The 16,972-nt window shown below is 62.2% G+C and carries 16 protein-coding genes; 7 read left to right on the top strand and 9 right to left on the bottom strand.

Annotated features, from left to right (window positions below; translation table 11 throughout):
• The first annotated feature begins 299 nt into the window (after positions 1-299).
• Positions 300-968, top strand: a complete 669-nt coding sequence (locus tag LOM8899_RS16040) for a hypothetical protein (protein ID WP_093993267.1) — start codon at positions 300-302, stop codon at positions 966-968.
• Here LOM8899_RS16040 and acnA read toward each other — a convergent pair.
• Positions 965-3,739 carry an aconitate hydratase AcnA gene (gene acnA / locus LOM8899_RS16035; protein WP_093993266.1) on the bottom strand — a complete coding sequence of 925 codons (2,775 nt, stop codon included), beginning with the start codon at positions 3,737-3,739 and terminating at the stop codon, positions 965-967. The two genes, LOM8899_RS16040 and acnA, sit on opposite strands and share 4 nt — an antisense overlap.
• A gap of 223 nt (positions 3,740-3,962) precedes the next feature.
• On the opposite strand from acnA, the gene LOM8899_RS16030 reads away from it, so the two are divergent.
• Positions 3,963-4,658, top strand: coding sequence for a DUF1223 domain-containing protein (locus LOM8899_RS16030; RefSeq protein WP_093993265.1), 696 nt, complete (start codon positions 3,963-3,965; stop codon positions 4,656-4,658).
• Here LOM8899_RS16030 and LOM8899_RS16025 read toward each other — a convergent pair.
• From LOM8899_RS16025 to LOM8899_RS16015, 4 genes are all read right to left on the bottom strand, one after another.
• On the bottom strand, positions 4,630-5,550 hold the full coding sequence (locus LOM8899_RS16025; RefSeq protein ID WP_093993264.1) for a lysophospholipid acyltransferase family protein: 921 nt from the start codon (positions 5,548-5,550) through the stop codon (positions 4,630-4,632). The genes LOM8899_RS16030 and LOM8899_RS16025 overlap by 29 nt on opposite strands.
• Before the next feature lie 389 nt (positions 5,551-5,939).
• Positions 5,940-7,016 (bottom strand): flagellar motor switch protein FliG, encoded by a 1,077-nt coding sequence (locus tag LOM8899_RS16020; RefSeq protein WP_093993263.1) that lies wholly within the window; start codon positions 7,014-7,016, stop codon positions 5,940-5,942.
• 200 nt (positions 7,017-7,216) lie between these two features.
• Complete coding sequence (locus LOM8899_RS23450; protein WP_168770568.1) at positions 7,217-7,381, bottom strand: hypothetical protein; 165 nt, start codon at positions 7,379-7,381, stop codon at positions 7,217-7,219.
• Between the two features lie 92 nt (positions 7,382-7,473).
• Positions 7,474-7,959: an autoinducer binding domain-containing protein gene (locus LOM8899_RS16015; protein WP_245820578.1), complete on the bottom strand. Its 486-nt coding sequence runs from the start codon at positions 7,957-7,959 to the stop codon at positions 7,474-7,476.
• Between the two features lie 142 nt (positions 7,960-8,101).
• Between LOM8899_RS16015 and LOM8899_RS16010 the strand changes: the two genes are divergently transcribed.
• Both LOM8899_RS16010 and LOM8899_RS16005 read left to right on the top strand, forming a co-directional pair.
• Positions 8,102-8,710: a helix-turn-helix transcriptional regulator gene (locus LOM8899_RS16010; protein ID WP_245820577.1), complete on the top strand. Its 609-nt coding sequence runs from the start codon at positions 8,102-8,104 to the stop codon at positions 8,708-8,710.
• 110 nt (positions 8,711-8,820) lie between these two features.
• On the top strand, positions 8,821-9,471 hold the full coding sequence (locus LOM8899_RS16005; protein WP_093993262.1) for an acyl-homoserine-lactone synthase: 651 nt from the start codon (positions 8,821-8,823) through the stop codon (positions 9,469-9,471).
• Positions 9,472-9,632: 161 nt separating this feature from the next.
• Here the strand turns inward: LOM8899_RS16005 and purB are convergent, their stop codons facing one another.
• Positions 9,633-10,943, bottom strand: a complete 1,311-nt coding sequence (gene purB / locus LOM8899_RS16000) for an adenylosuccinate lyase (protein ID WP_093993261.1) — start codon at positions 10,941-10,943, stop codon at positions 9,633-9,635.
• A 120-nt stretch (positions 10,944-11,063) separates the two neighbouring features.
• Between purB and LOM8899_RS15995 the strand changes: the two genes are divergently transcribed.
• Together LOM8899_RS15995 and LOM8899_RS15990 are read left to right on the top strand one after the other, a co-directional pair.
• On the top strand, positions 11,064-11,480 hold the full coding sequence (locus LOM8899_RS15995; protein ID WP_093993388.1) for a DUF6314 family protein: 417 nt from the start codon (positions 11,064-11,066) through the stop codon (positions 11,478-11,480).
• Between the two features lie 72 nt (positions 11,481-11,552).
• The gene (locus tag LOM8899_RS15990) at positions 11,553-12,155 is read left to right on the top strand and encodes a biotin transporter BioY (protein WP_093993260.1); all 603 of its coding nucleotides are present in this window, start codon (positions 11,553-11,555) and stop codon (positions 12,153-12,155) included.
• A gap of 154 nt (positions 12,156-12,309) precedes the next feature.
• Here LOM8899_RS15990 and LOM8899_RS15985 read toward each other — a convergent pair whose 3' ends face one another.
• On the bottom strand, positions 12,310-13,524 hold the full coding sequence (locus LOM8899_RS15985) for a bifunctional alpha/beta hydrolase/OsmC family protein (protein WP_093993259.1): 1,215 nt from the start codon (positions 13,522-13,524) through the stop codon (positions 12,310-12,312).
• Between the two features lie 104 nt (positions 13,525-13,628).
• Positions 13,629-14,975: a dimethylsulfonioproprionate lyase DddP gene (gene dddP / locus LOM8899_RS15980; RefSeq protein ID WP_093993387.1), complete on the bottom strand. Its 1,347-nt coding sequence runs from the start codon at positions 14,973-14,975 to the stop codon at positions 13,629-13,631.
• A 253-nt stretch (positions 14,976-15,228) separates the two neighbouring features.
• Between dddP and LOM8899_RS15975 the strand changes: the two genes are divergently transcribed.
• Entirely contained in the window at positions 15,229-15,972 is a 744-nt protein-coding gene (locus LOM8899_RS15975; protein WP_093993258.1) for a heme-dependent oxidative N-demethylase family protein, read from the top strand.
• On the opposite strand, the gene LOM8899_RS15970 is transcribed toward LOM8899_RS15975, so the two are convergent.
• The gene (locus LOM8899_RS15970; RefSeq protein WP_133065051.1) at positions 15,960-16,814 is read right to left on the bottom strand and encodes a hypothetical protein; all 855 of its coding nucleotides are present in this window, start codon (positions 16,812-16,814) and stop codon (positions 15,960-15,962) included. The genes LOM8899_RS15975 and LOM8899_RS15970 overlap by 13 nt on opposite strands.
• Between the last annotated feature and the right edge of the window lie 158 nt (positions 16,815-16,972).

Here is a 16,972-nt window from a genome sequence, read left to right as displayed (position 1 = left end):
TTCTTGGTTCTGGTCCCGACTGACATTCATAATGAATGTGTGTGGAGTAGAAGCTCACTCAGTTCAGCTACTTTGGCCTCTTTTGCCGGATACCGTACAACGCCGCCCTGAGTGGTAGTTATGGCGCTGCTGATTTAGCTGATTTTCCACAGACGCAAGGGCGTCGACTTGGGCCTTTTGCTTGTTTGCGCCGCATATAGCCGTAGGAACACAACCTCTTTTCGTCGCGGCGCTGCCAAGAAATCGTCTCAGTTCAGGGGTCTAATCGACCCGGCCAAGAGTAAGAACTGAGGTGATTTATGCTTGTGTTGATTGCGGTGGCGGTGACTGCGCTGCTTGTGGCTGTGTTGTCGTCTGCATTGCCGGGATGGTTGATCGCGCTCATCGTCATACCGGGTTTTATCCTGCAATTCGTGGTGCTCGGGGCCTGCTATAAGACGATGGTCCTCAAGCGGCTCTGGCGGGACGTGGCGAAGGATCAGACGACCGATGGCCGCGATCCAAAGCTCTACGCGCAGGTTATGAAATATTTCAACGTGCCTGCGGATCCCCTGGCCCCGACATTTGCGCCGGCTGTCGAGCGGATGCTGAAGTCCTATTGGTCTGAAAACCGGAGACGCCAATCCAGGCAGCTCCCGTTGATGCGCGACCACGATCTGCGTTGGGGGTATCGCACCTATGCCGCCGGGATCATGGGAGAAGAATTTGACCCGCAGGCCAATCCGATCATTACCGCGTGGATGCGCCCGAAGGTCAATCTGGTGGTCAAGAACCAAACCCAGTTCGTGAGCGACGAGGCCGAAGGCTCTTTGATGCAAATGGAATTCGATTCGGCTCGCAAGGGCGAGCGTCTGTCAGTCGATGCGCTGCACAAGCATCTGGGCATGAAGACAACGCAGTTGATCTCGCCCGAATTGGTGGATAAGCCCCCGCCCACCACCGGGGGCGGGCAGGGGCGTTTACATTAAGAGGCCTTTGCGAGGTTGCGCAGCACGTAGTGCAGAACGCCGCCGTGCTCGATGTATTCGATCTCGATCGCGGTATCGATCCGGCACTTGATCATGATCTCTTTGACCGAGCCGTCACCCATGGTGATGGTGCAGGGCACCTCTTGCAGCGGCTGGATCGTGTCGAGACCGGAGATGGACACCGTCTCGTCCCCTGTCAGGCCAAGCGATTTGCGGCTGTCGCCACCGGTGAACTCGAACGGGATGACGCCCATGCCGACGAGGTTGGAGCGGTGGATACGCTCGAAGCTCTCGGCGATGACGGCCTTGACGCCCAGAAGCGCCGTGCCTTTGGCGGCCCAGTCGCGCGAGGAGCCTGCGCCGTATTGCTCGCCAGCAAAGATCACCAGTGGCGTGCCGTTTTCCTGATGCGCCATGGCGGCGTCATAGATCGCGGCCTGCTCGCCGTCGGGGCCCTTGGTGTAGCCGCCTTCGACGCCGTCCAGCATCTCGTTCTTGATCCGGATGTTGGCGAAGGTGCCGCGCATCATCACTTCGTGGTTGCCGCGCCGTGAGCCGTAGGAGTTGAACTCACGCACCGGCACTTGCCGCTCGACCAGATAGCGCCCGGCAGGGGTGCTTTCCTTGAACGAGCCGGCCGGAGAGATGTGGTCGGTGGTGACCATATCACCGAGGATCGCCAGAACCTTTGCGTTCTCAAGGTTGGTGATGACACCGGGGTCTTTGCTCATCCCTTTGAAATAGGGCGGGTTCTGCACGTAGGTCGAGGAGGGCGGCCAGTCGTAGGTCTGGCTGTCGGTGACTTCGACGCCCTGCCATTTCTCGTCGCCTTTGAACACGTCGGCATATTTCGACATGAAGGCTTCGCGGGTGACGGTGGCTTCGACGAGTTCGGCGATTTCGGCCTGAGATGGCCAGATGTCCTTGAGGTAGACATCCTTGCCGTTCTGATCCTGCCCAAGCGGTTCGCGGGTGATGTCGACGTTCATGTCACCGACCAGCGAATAGGCCACGACGAGCGGCGGGGAGGCGAGGTAGTTGGCCCGAACGTCCGGCGAAATCCGGCCCTCGAAGTTCCGGTTGCCCGACAGGATCGACGTGGCGATCAGGTCGTAGTCGTTGATTGCCTTGGAAATCTCGGGCTCTAGCGGGCCGGAGTTGCCGATGCAGGTGGTGCAGCCGTAGCCGACGAGGTTGAAGCCGATGGCATCCAGATCCTCTTGCAGGTTGGCCGCTTCGAGATAGGCGCTGACGACCTGAGATCCAGGAGCGAGCGAGGTCTTGACCCAAGGCTTGCGGGTCAGGCCCAAGGCACGCGCCTTGCGCGCCACGAGGCCGGCGCCGATCATCACGTAGGGGTTCGACGTGTTGGTGCAGGAGGTGATCGAGGCAATCACGATGGAGCCGTCGTGCAGCTGGTAGTGACCCTCGTCCGTCTTGACGTAGCCGCGCTTGTGGTGGCCGGTATCGCCGGGAATGTCGGCCGGCTCTGGCTGACCACCTTCGCCTTCCCAGCGCACTTCCTCTTTCGGGCTCGCATCCTTGGCGCTGCGCTGACCCTCGACCCATTGGGCAAAGGTCGGTGCGGCGACGTCGAGGGCGACGTAGTCCTGCGGCCGCTTCGGGCCGGAGATGGCGGGCACGATGGTGCCCATGTCGAGCTCCAGCGTCGAGGTGTAGACCGGGTTGTAGTCCGCGCCACGCCAGAAGCCGTTTTCCTTGGCATAGGCTTCGACCAGAGCGATCCGCTCTTCGTCGCGGCCGGTCGTGCGCATGTAGCGCAGCGTCTCGGCGTCGATCGGGAAGAAGCCGCAGGTGGCACCGTATTCCGGGGCCATGTTGCCGATGGTGGCACGGTCGGCCAGCGGCAGGTGATCCAGCCCTTCGCCGTAGAATTCGACGAATTTGCCCACGACGCCGTGGGCGCGGAGCATCTCGACGACCTTGAGCACGAGGTCGGTGGCGGTCGTGCCTTCGACCATCTGGCCGGTGAGCTTGAAGCCTACGACCTCGGGGATCAGCATGGAGATCGGCTGGCCGAGCATCGCGGCCTCGGCCTCGATCCCGCCGACGCCCCAGCCAAGGACGGCTGCGCCGTTGACCATGGTGGTGTGGCTGTCGGTGCCGACGAGCGTATCGGGGTATGCGACCTCTTCACCGTTCTGGTCTTTGTCGGACCAGACGACCTGCGCCAGATACTCAAGGTTGACCTGGTGGCAGATGCCGGTGCCGGGCGGCACGACGCGGAAGTTGTTGAAGGCGTTCTGGCCCCACTTGAGGAAGACGTAACGCTCCATGTTGCGTTCGTATTCGCGGTCGACGTTCATCTGAAACGCGCGGGGGTTGCCGAATTCGTCGATCATCACCGAGTGGTCGATGACGAGATCGACGGGGTTCAGCGGGTTGATCTTTTGCGGATCGCCACCGAGGGCCACGATCCCGTCGCGCATGGCGGCAAGGTCGACCACGGCGGGGACGCCAGTGAAATCCTGCATCAGCACGCGGGCAGGGCGATACGCGATTTCACGCGGGTTCTGGCCACCATTGTCGGCCCATTCGGAGAAGGCCTTGATGTCGTCGACGCTGACGGTTTTGCCATCCTCGAAGCGCAACATGTTCTCAAGCACGACCTTGAGAGCGGCGGGCAGGCGGGCGAAATCGCCCAGGCCCGCGGCCTCTGCGGCCGGGATCGAATAATACGCGAGGCTGGAGCTGCCTACGGTAAGCGTCTTGCGGGTCTTGGCGCTGTCGTGTCCGACGGTAATGGGCATGGATAAGATCCCTTAGGTTGGCGAAGAAATTGGCGAAGCGTTGCCGCGAACGGTCAACGATTTGGGGCGCGGTATACCATTGCACACAATACTTTCCAAGCCCTGAATCGGTGTGACCTTTGCGACAGTCTAGCAGGTTTGTTGCGGACGTCTCGCAATTGGTTGATTGGCTATTATGCCGCGATCCCTCTAGACCGGAAAGGTCAGAAATTCGGAGATCGGGATGCGCAATTTCATCGCTGCTATAAGTTTGGCTGCCTCATTTGCAGGCGCGGAACAGGCTTTGGCCGACGATGGCCCGGTGGTTGTCGAGCTGTTCACATCGCAGGGCTGTTCGTCCTGTCCGCCGGCAGACATGCTTTTGCGCGATCTGGTCGCCAACGACGACGTCCTGCCGCTGGCGTTGCACGTGGACTACTGGGATTACCTCGGATGGCGGGACGAATTCGGCTCGCCAGCCTTTACCGCCCGGCAGAATGCCTATGCCCGCGCCGCGGGGTCGCGCACGGTCTATACGCCGCAATTCATCATTGGCGGGGTCGATCACGTGGTCGGCGCCAAGCCGATGGATGTGCTGGCCCATATCCGGGATCACGCGCAGTCCGACAGCGGCGTCGACCTGACGGTCGACCAGAGCGGGGCGTCGCTGCGGATTTCGGCCACGGCGCCACGCCGCCAGAACATGGTGGTGCAGATCGTCCGGTTCGATCCGCAGGCAACCGTGGACGTGCTGCGCGGCGAGAACGCGGGGCGCACCATAGTCTATGCCAACATCGTCACGGCTTGGGATCAGGTCGCCAGTTGGGACGGTGCTGCGCCGCTGCAACTCAACGCCACGCTGAGCGGTTCGCAGCCCGGCGCGGTGATCGTCCAAGAGGCCGGGGCCGGCGCTATTCTGGCGGCGGCGCGTCTGCGGTAGACTTGCGCGGCAGGTCCGGCTTCCAGCGTCTGTGCACCCAGAACCACTGACCCATATGTGCGCGCACGATCTGTTCCAAACGATCGTTGGCCGCCTGCATCATCTCCTCGGGGCGGCCCGGCGGGATCGGCGCATCGACCAACACCTGAAATGACAGCCCATCGGATTGCCGGATCGCATGGATCGGGATAAGCGGGGCGTCGTATTTCAGCGCGAATTCCGCTGGGCTCAGGATCGTCGGAGCGGATTTGCCGAAGAACGTCAGATCCGCCCCCTGATGGCTGTATTGGTCAAACCCGAGCGCCACCATCCCGCCGGATCGGATGAACCGGACCAACCCGACTGTTCCGGCGCGATCGCGGGGGAACAGAGGTTCCGCGATCTTGTGGATCGCGTCGGCGTAGTGGGCATTGAAATAGGGGTTGTCCATGGGGCGGTAGACCGCGCCCACGGTCAGCCCCTCGGCGACAAGGGCGGCGCGCATGGCGTCGTAATTTCCAAAATGCGCAACGGCGAGGATCACCGGTTTGCCCTGCGCTTGCGTGTCCTTCAAGACCGCCAGACCGGGCCCGGTGAGTGCATTGGAGGCGGCGACACGCCGGACAAATTCCTGACCGGAATAGATTTCGGCCACGGTGCGCCCGAAATTGTCCGCCACCTCACGGCAAATCGATTGTATCTCCGCCTCGCTCAGATCGGGGCGGACATGGGCGAGACCACTGCGGACCCGACGATTGAACCCGGCCAGAGGGGCGACGATCCGTTGCGCCATTTGCGCCATGAGCGGAATGCGTTTTTCATAAGGGCGCGCCATCGCAATCGCCAAGAGCGCCTTGATCGCCTTGTCCGATAGCCAGTCGGTGGCGGTGCCCTTTTCGCGAGGTTTCGCCATCGTCTCTCAGCTCGGCCGTCGTGCCGGAGCGGGCAGGGGCCTGCTGACGCGAGTGGCGGAAAGTGACCGCGCGGCCGCGTTGAATTGGGCAGAGGGGGAACCAGGCGACTTAGGCGTCGTCCGATCTTCAGCCACGTTCGACGAGGGGCCGAAGGACACATTGGCACGCGGCAAGACGGCGGTTTCGGGCCTGTTGCCGGCCGGGGTCGGTTCGCTATTGCGTGGAACCGCCGTCGCCGGAGACCGTGCGAGGGGACGATTTTCGCTTTGGACGGGCTGGTCCGTCGACCGGACCTGTCCGTATGTCTGACCGGCGGAGGCGGGTGTTCTGTTCATGTGCGCAAGCTATTGCCCACGGCTGCCATCGTCCAGCCCCAGCAAGCTCGGGATCAGTAATCCTCCTCGTCCTCCTCGGCCACGACGAGCGTGATCTCACCGCTGTCGACCGCCGATCGGATTGCCGTGACGACCTGACCCAGAGCGCCCTCACCATCGGCCTTGCGAACGCGGCCCCGCTCGCCGATTTCCTCGCGAAGGCTGTCGGCCATGCGCTGAGACATGTTGGACAGAATGAACTCTCCAGCCTCCGCATCGCCGCCACCAGCGGCCAGAGCAAAGGTCAACCCAGTGACGAGGACATCGTTGTCGACGGCGCGGATCACCTTAGGCACGTCGACTTTTTCAAGACGCTCGGGGATGTCGGGGAAGGTGAAGATGGCTTTGCGCACCTCTTCGGCAAAGGCGGGATCGTCGCTGCCCAGCCCCTCGAGCACGGCGTCGCGCGTGGCGGCGAGGCTGGAATTCAGTATTGCGCCGACACGTTGGACGGGCGGGTGGGCGAAGGCGGGCACGGGTTTTGAGCAATGGGCCGCGGCGAGAGCCACGCCGATCCGTTTCACCGCCTCGGGCTTGACCGCGCCGGTTTGAGACACGGCATAGGTGATCCGGCGGGCTGTTTCGCCGGGCAGAAGACCCAGCAGTTCGGCCGCCTTGGCGACCGGGAGTTTGGACAGGACGACGGCGGCGACTTCGGTGCTTTCCTGCGTCATGATCGGCACGAGGTCCTTGCATTCCATCGAGACGATCTGCGCCCAGGGATCGACCGCGCCACGACGGGAGCCCGCCTCGGACTTGAACCGAGAGGCGGTTTCCGGGCTGATCTGATCGGCCAGCGCCTTGAGCGTGCTGTCGACCCCGCCGGGGGTCGTGAGCCCGACCCGTTCCAGATCGTCGGCGAATTCGGTCGCGACCGCATAGAGCGTGTCCCGGTCGACAAGGCGCAGACTGGCCAGCTCCCGCGTGAGGTTCAACTGCACGTCTTCGGGAAGGCTGGTCAAAGACAGCTTCTTTCCATCCGCAAGCAGCATCTGCAAGACCACGGCGGCCTTGCGCCGCCGCGAGAGGCCGGGCGGGCGGGCCTGCTCGGCCGGTGAATTGCCAGATACCGGAACGGCGGAGGTTGTCATGGTGTCGGGACCCCTTCTGCGGCTGTTGACTCAGTCATCGGTCCGAAAGGTGAACAGCAGGTTAGCTCGCTAGGTCCAAAACCACTAAAATGCTCGATACTTAGTGTCCGAATGGTGCGCCGCGTCTGATCATATGCAGACAGAAAAACAGGCGACCCGATGGATCGCCCGTTTCACTATTGCACTTACTGGCGGTCGCGTCAGGTCGACGCGATCGGAACACATGTCCCGGTGGCGGTATCGAACTGACTGCCTTCCATACAAGACATGGCTTGTTGTTGCGCGGCGCTGTGTCCGCATTCGGCAATGGCCGCGAGGGGCGAAAGCGAGAGAATCATCGCCGCAACGAAGGTCTTCAAGGTCATCTTGCTGTCCTCCTTTTGGATGCGAACAGTGTCGCTGCCTTGATCGTAGACGTGTTTGACGTTGCGTCAACGTTCTTGGCCCGTATCGGCCCTCACGGGTGCGTGAACATGATCGACATCCGCACCAGCTCCTCGCGGGTTTCCGGCGGGAGGCTTTCCAGCGACGCGGTCTGATCGTGGAGCGCGTCCACGTGGGCCGAGACCTCGGCGATCTCCGCTGGGGTGAATTCACGGTCCGAACGCGTAAAACTTGATAGGGAACGGCTTTCTCCACGTTCCAGAACGTAGGTTATGCCGTGCTTCATGCCGTGTTTTGCGGCCGCTTCGATGACGCCGTCGGCATCCTCGGCCATCAGATCCCGCCAATGGGCAAGACCGACATTCTGAAAACCCCAGCGGACAGTCGGGTCGCGCATCACCAGACCATTCTTGTTGTAGTAATCGATCCACGCTTTAGGGTATGTTTGAAACAGGTATGCGGGCGTTGTGAACCGAACATGTAGTGCCATCGCGAAGCCAGCAGGCGCCAATTCCTTGAGCGATTCCAGCCTTGTCTGGATCTCCGTTTTTGGGGCCATTGTCTTGTTTACTCGCTTTATGGTTGCTAGATCAGGTCCGCAAACACTAGTGTGTCTGCAGTCTTAGTATGGATCAAGTCTCGATGTACCGAACTGCAAAATGCAAAATAGTTAGGCCACATCCAAGGGGTCCTCGTCACGGATGACCGTCAGTCTAGACTCAGAGGCAGTGAAGGCGCTTGCACCGGCTGGTTACTATATTGCCTTGCGGGTCGGTTTCGCCTTTCCGATGGAGGAATTCAACGCCCTTCCAGCCCCTTGGGTCGAGCACTATACCCTGCAACGATTTATGCTCTATGACCCCGTCATTCAATGGATTTACGCCAACACAGGTGCCGCGCGCTGGAGCGAAATCGATATTGCCGATCCGCTGGACATACTCAACCAGGCAAAGGCCTACGGTTTGCATCATGGCGTGGCTGTCTGCTGCTTTGACAACAACCCTGAGGGGCAGCGCTCCTTCGGGACCTTCGCGCGAAGTGACCGCGAATTCGAAGAGAAAGAAATAGATATTCTCATCCGCCATGTCACCCGGCTACACCACGACAAGGCCCCACCGACGAATCTCACCATGGCGGAGCTCGAGGCGTTGCGGATGGTCAAGGATGGCATGCGGCTTAAACAAATGGCACATCTTTTGGGTGTCAGCGAAGGTGCGATCAAACAAAGGCTCAAGAATGCAAAGCTGAAGCTGGGCGCCTCGACGAGTGCACAAGCGTCAACGAAAGCAAGCGATTACGGTCTGATCTGAATGTAGATTTGAGAAGTTATGCACAGATCCATGCAAAAAAACATGGTTTACAGTGCATTAACAACCTCAGGGAAATGCCGCTAGATGGACTCTCCAATAAGGAGAGCACCATGGAAAACGTCACCTTTACCCTTGCCAACATGCACCTTTACGGGTCTGCATTCTTTGATTTCTTGGCCCTGCGAAAGAAGTTCTTCGTCGACCAGCTTGGGTGGGATATCCCGCACAACGATTCGGTCGAGATGGATCAATACGACAACCCCGAAGCGCACTACTCTCTGGTCTTGCGCGACGGCGTGGTGATCGGCGGCGCACGCGCCATGGCGACCACGACCAAGTGGGGCGAACACACCTACATGTTGCGCGATGCCGTTTGCGGCAAGCTCCGTGATATCCCTGCCGATATCATGGCCGTCGAAGTCAGCCAGTCGAACATGTGGGAATGCACCCGTCTGGTGATGTCCGACGATCTTAAGACCCATGCCGAACGCTCCACCTGCCTGTCTCTGATCGTGGGCGGATTGGTCGAGGTCGCAGCAGAGAACGGGGCCGACCAGTTGATGTCTCTGTCACCGCTCGCCTTGATGCGCGCTCTGCGCCAGCTGGGTTTTGCGGCGGATCGGATCGGCGAGCCCTATCGCAACGATGACGGTCGCCAATATGCCGTGCTGTCGATGCCGGCCGCACGTGCCACGCCACGTCTGCCACGCACGACGCATCTGACCCAGCCGGCGGCCCTGCACGCGCCCGCCGTCGCCTAGGCCTAGCCGACCGGCCTTTCGAGGCCATAACCGGGGAACGGATACCCGGTCCAGCGAACGCTGCCGCTGGAACCCCATCCGCGTATCCTGCGGCAAAAGGTTAACAGAACGTTAACCGCACGCAGGCGCCACCCCCTTCACCTCACCACCCGACCGGACGATCAGGCGCTTTCGCCGAAGACACGGGCAAAGATCGTGTCCACGTGTTTGGTGTGATAGCCCAGATCGAATTTCTCTTCGATTTCCTCGACCGAGAGCGCTGCCGTGACTTCGGGATCGGCCAGCAACTCGGTTTTGAAATCCGCGCCTTGCTCCCAGACTTTCATCGCGTTGCGCTGGACGAGCCGATAGGAATCCTCGCGGTTCACCCCGGCTTGAGTCAGCGCCAAAAGCACGCGCTGGCTCATCACGAGGCCGCGGAACTTGTTCATGTTGGCGAGCATGTTTTCGGGATAGATCACCAGCTTTTCGATGACCCCGGCGAGCCGGTGCAGCGCGAAATCCAGCGTGATCGTGGTATCGGGGCCGATCGTCCGCTCCACCGAGGAATGCGAGATGTCGCGCTCGTGCCAGAGCGTCACGTTCTCCAGCGCCGGTGTGACGGACATCCGAACCAGACGGGCGAGGCCGGTCAGGTTCTCAGTCAGCACCGGGTTGCGCTTGTGCGGCATCGCGGAGGAGCCCTTTTGGCCGGGGGAAAAGAACTCTTCGGCCTCAAGCACCTCGGTCCGTTGCATGTGCCGGATCTCGGTGGCGATATTCTCGATGCTCGACGCGATGACCCCCAGAGTGGCAAAGAACATCGCATGCCGGTCGCGAGGGATGACTTGATTCGAAATCGGCTCGGCCCGCAGCCCCATCTGTTCGCAGACGTGCTCTTCGACGGAAGGATCGATATTGGCAAACGTGCCGACGGCGCCAGAGATCGCACCCGTCGCGATCTCCCACTTGGCCTTTTCGAGCCGGTTCTTGTTGCGGTCCATCTCCGCGTAGAAGCGCGCGAAGGTGAGGCCCATCGTCGTAGGCTCGGCGTGGATGCCGTGGCTGCGGCCGATGCGAACGGTGTCCTTGTGCTCGTAGGCGCGTGTCTTGAGCGCGGCCAGAACGCGATCCATGCCCGACAAAAGCAGATCGGAAGCGCGGACCAATTGAACGTTGAACGTGGTGTCGAGCACGTCCGAGCTCGTCATCCCCTGATGCACGAAGCGGGCGGTGTCCTGGCCGATGATCTCGGCCAGATGCGTGAGAAAGGCGATGACGTCGTGTTTGGTGACGGCTTCGATCTCGTCGATGCGGGCCACGTCGAACGGAACGTCCTTGGCCTTCCAGACTGCGGCGGCGTTTTCGGCAGGGATCACTCCGATGGCGGCTTGAGCGTCGCAGGCGTGCGCTTCGATTTCGTACCAGATACGGAACTTGCTCTCGGGCGACCAGATGGACACCATGTCTGGACGGGAATAACGAGGGATCATGAGCAGGCACCTTTCAGGCAGGGATATGGCAGCGGGGTTCGGCTGCGGTTTAGGCCGATGCTGGCCGGGGGGCAAGAGACCCGACGTCAACGGTCGGTCCAGTGGCGGGGAGACAGGGCGATGATGGGGCCGGCGGACTTTGCTGGGGACTGGCAGATCGCGCGGCGGATCGAGGATCGCCTCGCGTCGGCGGAAGGCCGGTTCGACGGCGTGGCACGACTGACAACGGACGGACCGGACGGTCTGCGCTATTCCGAGTCCGGCCTGCTGCGGCTGGCCGGAGGGCCGCCGATGCAAGCGACCCGCACCTATCTCTGGCGCTTCGAGCCTACCCGAGTTGCCGTCAGCTTCGACGATGGTCGGCCCTTTCACAGCTTTGTCGCCGACGGGGCGGGGCCGGGGACGGATCACCCGTGCGGCGCAGACTATTATCAGGTGGCCTATGACCTGACGGGCTGGCCGATCTGGACCACGGTATGGACAGTTACCGGACCGCGCAAAAACTATGCGATGCACAGCCGTTATCAGCGGGCTTGACGCTGCGGCCTTGCGCTGACCGGTTGCTTGGGGCAAAACAATTTCATCTGAATTTGAGCAGTGGAGGCCCGCATGGCCCTAGTATCATCCAACAACAAGGTTCTCGTCGAAGCCTACGCTCCGGCAGAAGGCACCGTCCGGCTGATCAAGCAGGCGGCTCTGGTGGTCGCCGGTATCGCGCTTTTGGCGGTGATGGCCAAGATCAAGATCCCGATGTGGCCGGTCGCGATTTCGATGGGCACTTTTGCCGTCCTGACCATCGGCGCTGCATACGGGCCGCGTTTGGGCCTCGTGACGATCATGGGCTACATGATCCTCGGCGCGCTTGGGATGGACCTGTTCCAGAACTCCTCGGCCGAGGTCAATGGCCTGACCTACATGATGGGCGGCACCGGTGGATATCTGGTCGGCTATGTGCTGGCTGTGGTGCTCATGGGCTATGCCGCGCGCGCTGGCTGGGACCGTTCGGTCGGCAAGATGGCACTGGCCATGCTCGCCGCCAATGCGGTGATGTATATCCCCGGTGTTCTGTGGCTTGGTCAGCTCTATGGCTTCGATCAGCCGATCCTGCAGTGGGGCCTGTATCCGTTCCTCATCGGCGACGCGCTGAAGCTCGCGCTCGCCGCTCTGCTCCTGCCCGCGCTGTGGAAGCTGATCGGATCGGCCCGCACCTGATCCGAAACAGGTTTTCGACATTGAGAGGCGCGTCCCTTGCGGGGCGCGCCTCGTTTCTTTTCTGGTGCTGTTTAACGATTGTGAGCCAGATTGGCTGTCGGTCGGACCCTTGCTGGAGCGGCCCTCCGGGGGGAGTTTTCTGGCCAAGATGAAGTTAGAGGGCGACCAGCGTGGTTTCGACCTCGGATGCGCCTTCGAGGGTCCGGTGAACCGGGCATTTGTCGGCGATTTCGAGCAGTTTTTGCCGTTGCTCGGCGTCGAGCGGGCCGGTGAGCCTGATCTGACGCTGGAACCGGTCGGCCTTGGCCGTTCGACCGCCGGCGTCCTGAGCGTGGACCTTGTCGTGGCTCACGTCGACGCTGACGTCCGAAAGGGGCCAGCCCTTGCGCCGGGCATACATCCGGATGGTCATTGCCGTGCAGGCCCCGAGACCGGCGGCGAGAAAACCGTAGGGTGACATGCCCTTGTCGGTGCCGCCGTAGGCGAGCGGTTCGTCGGCATAGGTGTGGTGTTTGGGCCCGGATTGGACATCTTGCAGAAAGCCGTTCGGGTCGGCCTCGGAGACGCGGACGATCCCTTCGGGAGCGCCGGGGGGCGGCGCCGGCGGCCGCAGGTCGAGGTAGCGCCCCGCCCATGTGGCGATGACGGTTGCCGCGTATTCCGCATCGGCTGCGTTCGAGAGCAGGTGATCGGCGCCGTCGAGGGTGACAAAGCTCTTGGGGTGTCTGGCGGCTCCGAAGATGTCGGAGGCGTTCGAGACGGCGACCGTCATGTCGCGCGGCGCGTGCATCACCAGAAGGGAGGCTTTCAGCCCGCGGATCGCGGGCGCGAGGGCCGACTGAGCCACATCGTCGAGGAATTGCCGGCCGATCTGGAACGGTCGGCCCCCGAGGTCCACCGTCGCGCTGCCCTCGGCCCGGATACGCGGCACGGCCTCGGCGAAGTGGTGGGTGACGTGGCCGGGGTCGAAGGGCGCACCGATGGTGGCGACGGCCTTGATGCCGGGGATCGTGCCGGCCGCCTTGAGCACCGCAGAGCCGCCAAGGGAGTGACCGATCAGGAGGGACGGCTCCATGCCTTTTTCCCGCAGAGCCGCGGCGGCACTTTCCAAATCGCTGACGTTGCTGGTGAAATCGGTGTTGCCAAACTCGCCATCGGAATGCCCGAGCCCGGTGAAATCGAACCGCAGCACCGCGATTCCCATACCGGCGAGCCGTGCAGCGATCCGCCGTGCCGCGGTGATATCCTTGCCGCAGGTGAAGCAATGCGCAAAAATCGCCGTTGCCAGATGCGGCCCTTCGGGCAGGTCGAGCCGTGCGGCGAGGGCGTCGCCCGCATGACCGGGAAAAGTAAAGCGTTCTGTGGGCATGGCGGCGACCTTGGGTTGATGTGAGGTCTGGCCAACCTGATCCTTTGCGGCCCGATAGACAAGGCGCGGGGCGGGGCGGTCGCGGCTTGTTGACGGATTGAAACCTAGTGCACTTCCCCCGACAGCACCGGATCAAAGGGATAGCGCGTGAGGTTCTCGAAACCGTCCTCGGTGATCAGCACCTGATCTTCGAGCTTGATCGAGAAGTCGCCGTCTTCGGGGCTGGCCAGCACTTCGACGCAGAGGCACATGCCGGGTTCGAGCACGTAGTCATAGGCGCCTTCGACGAATTTGTCGGGGTAGGCGATCAACGGCCACTCGTCGCAGAGCCCGACGCCGTGCATCAGGCAGCCGTATTTGAGCTTTTGCAGATGTGGTGGCAGGACATGCGTGTTGAACGTCAGGTCGTGCATGTGCACGCCGGGCTTGAGCATCTGCATGTTGGTGTCGATGTGCTCGCGGGCGATCTTCATCGTGTCGATCATGTCGGGCCGCGGCGCCCGATCGCCGATCCACCATGTTCGGCTGATGTCGACGCAGATACCGTAGGCGCCGACGAGATCGGTGTCGAAGGCGACGATCTCGTTGTTTTGCACGATTCTCGGGCCGCATTCCTGAAACCAAGGGTTCGTCCGGGGGCCGGAGGAGAGCAGCCGGGTTTCGATCCATTCGCCGCCGCGCCGTATGTTTTCGGCATGCAGAACGGCCCAGATGTCATCCTCGCAGGTTTGCCCGAGCGGCACGTTTTCCCGCGCAAAACGCTCCATCTCGGCGCAGGCCACCTCGCAGGCGTGGCTGGCGCATCGCATGGCGAGGATTTCGTCAGGGCCCTTGATGGCGCGGGTCTTTTCGGTGAGTTCCTCGCCCTCCATCACCTCGAACCCGATCCGTTCGAGCGACCGCAATCCGTGCAGCATGATCTTGTCGACGCCGAGCCGCATGTTGCCGCCAGAGTGGCTGACGATCAGATCACGCACCTCGGCTGCAAAGACATCCGCCGCCACGCCGACCTTGTCGCCTCTGTCAAAGTAGAACAGGTCCGCGCCGGAGCGTTGCTCGCGCACCAGCGGATTGAATTCGCTGAGGAACATGCCGTTCTTGTAATCCCACATCACCATGTAGCCATCGGCGCAGACAAGGCAGGCGCGGAACGCATTGTGGGTGTTCCAGAGCTGCATGTTCGTGCTGTCGGTGGCGTAGCGGATGTTGAGTGGGTCGAACATCAGGATGCCGCCCCAGTCACGGGCGTTGACCGCGTTGGTCAGCCGCTGGTGCCGAAAGGCCCGCATGGCGGGTAGGTCGGGAAGGATCAGCCCTGCCGCCTCCCATTCGGCAAAGGCCAGCCGGGTTGGACCTATCTCGAGCCGGTCATTGTCGTTTGGGCTGCCGTCCCCGAGGGTGGCGCCTTGGGCTGGGTCGATCTTGCGGGTCTGGCTGTAATGGGTGTTCATGGCATGGCTCTTCAACCTGATGTGAGAGGAGCCTGCGCCCGGTCCAAGGGCGATTCCTGTCTGTTGCCGACATGAAAAGGCGTCGTTTTCGACGGCCGGTTTCGGCAAATCGGGGACTTGGCGGGCCGAAATCATCGTTTTCGTCAACGACGTCGGTTTGGCGGCCGCGACCTGTTCCGCGTCTTGGCAGGATGCACTATTCAGGAGGAAACGGGTCGGGCCCCAATATCCGACCGACGGGAACGGGACGCGCGTGAAACCGATTTTGCAGCATGCTTTGCCGGAAGGGCAGGCCGAACTGGCCGGTGCCCGCTTGCCTGCGATGCGGTCGATCCCGGTGGAGGACTGGCTGCACGTCGACGACGCCTACCCCGAACAGCTCGCCGAGAAGGCCCGATTGATGGCGCTGCGGCCCAGGGATGTCGTGGCGGTCTTGCCGTCGGCCGAGGCTGCTGTGGCGGAACTGTCCGAGATGATCGAGGCCGCGGTTCTGGCGCGTCCGGAGTTCGGCGCGGTCGCGGGTGGCATTCGTTGCCCGGACGGGCGTGTGGTGGCAGAGGCCGGCAAACATGGCTTTGCCCGTGTCGCGCAGCTGGTTCAGGAAGACATCTGCATCCTGCAGACCATGAATGGTGAGGCGGTGCTCACCGCGGCGCTGCTCTGTTTTCCTGCCGGATGGACCCTGGCCGAAAAGATCGGCCACCCGATGCGACGTATCCACAGTCCTGTGCCGCCCTATGACACGGGCGTCGCTGTGCGGGTGCAGCGGATGTTTGACCATCTGCCGGTGGGGCGGGTGCTGTTGCGGGCCAACCTGCTGCGATACGATGATCCGACGCTCTATCAGCCGCATAGCGAAGCCGCGCCCCGGCCAGTGGGCCATCCGGGCAGCCCGTATCTGCGGAGCGAACGGCAAACCTTGCGGCGGTTGCCGCGCAGCGGTGCGATCGCCTTCACCATTCACACCAGCGTGGTGCGGCGCGATCAGCAGGCGTGAGAGAGAAACGCAATCACCCGCTCTGAGGACTGACCCGCGCTGAGGATCAACCGCGTGGCCGGACGGGTCCGGCCGTGATGCAGAGCCGAATGGGCGCGGAGCAATCCCTTCTCGTTCGGCTGCGGGACAGCGGGAATATCGTTGGCGGGCGGCGCGATGGGCGCCATTGGCCGGAGCGTCGCGATGTTGGACCGGCGGCGTTCCTGCACGGCGCGGGTGCCGACGGCCATTTGGCCAGCGGACACGCGCCCTGAGAACCCCGGCAGATTGCCGTGCTGGCGCACCGGGGCCTTGGCGCGCGCCGGTTTGCGACCGGACAGCGTGACCTGCACCTGATCCATCACACGGGACAGATCGACCATGTCGGAGCTGTTGTCGGACGGTTTGGGCAGGGAATGGGGCAGGTGCTCCAGCAGGTCCTCGATCATGGCGCTTGTCAGGGTCCTCGGCGCAATGTGCCAAAGCACCTGATCCGCCGGGAGCCGGCTGGTGATCACGTCGGACAGCTTGCGCGCGATGTCGGTCTGATAGGCGATATTCTGGGCATCGTTGAGGTCGTGCTCATGCTCCGGAGCCTGTGGGCGTGGACCGATACCCAGCGTCAGGCAGGTTTTGGCAGCACCCGGAAGATCGACGTGCAGCGCGATCGTCAGCCGGTGGTGGGTCATATCCAGATGAGCGGTATCGTCATTGACCACCGCCAACCGGGCTTTCTGCCCCATGCGGCTGCAAAGTGTTTCGCACAGATGCCCCAGCAGGCTGGGAAAGCTGATCGGCGGAGCGTCTGCGTAGAGCAGTTGAACGATGGTGCTTGTCGGCGCGGCTTTGCGTGTGCAGGTCATAAGATGATCCAGTTCAGAGACCATTGTAGCCTGCATGGCGATTGTGGCGCGTATTGGGGCGGATTGTGATCAGATCAGGGAAAATCCACACTGCGGCGCCCTGTTTCCGCCACAGTTACAATTCGGCTCAGGCCGCAGGATTGTTGATCGGCTCCCAA

The organism is Flavimaricola marinus, assembly GCF_900184895.1.
Taxonomy (GTDB): domain Bacteria; phylum Pseudomonadota; class Alphaproteobacteria; order Rhodobacterales; family Rhodobacteraceae; genus Flavimaricola; species Flavimaricola marinus.
The sequence above is the reverse complement of the archived record's forward strand: the minus strand, read 5'-3'. Positions and strand labels throughout refer to the sequence as shown.